The sequence below is a fragment of the Microbispora sp. KK1-11 genome (genome assembly GCF_006874435.1).
GTDB classification, from domain to species: domain Bacteria; phylum Actinomycetota; class Actinomycetes; order Streptosporangiales; family Streptosporangiaceae; genus Microbispora; species Microbispora catharanthi.
Genome location: NZ_VIRJ01000178.1, coordinates 1 through 307, shown reverse-complemented (window position 1 = coordinate 307; position 307 = coordinate 1). Strand labels below are relative to the sequence as shown.

General features: G+C 71.3%; 1 pseudogene. It reads right to left on the bottom strand.

From position 1 onward, the window contains the following. Positions 1-93: 93 nt before the first annotated feature. Positions 94-307, bottom strand: a pseudogene (locus tag FLW16_RS44855) (hypothetical protein); the annotation flags it as partial.

The window sequence follows — 307 nt, the reverse complement described above, 5'->3', positions numbered from 1 at the left end:
AACCCCAGATGCCGGACCTCACCCAGCCGGCCCAACCGCCCACCCGGGCCCGCCGCCTTCATGCGGGGACCGGCCGGCGCGGCCTGATCGACCTCAGTCATGAAACGCTCCTTCAGAGGGGGGATTTGCTTCCTCAGACCCGGACCCGGAACCAGACTCGGACCCGGAATCGGACGCCGGCCCGGGGGTCTCCGGCGCGGAGACCATCACCAGGTCGAGCACACGGTGCTCGTCCAGGTCCTCGGCCGGCGCCTCATGGACGATCCGGCCCTCACGCACGACCAGCACCCGGTCGGCCAGACCCAGC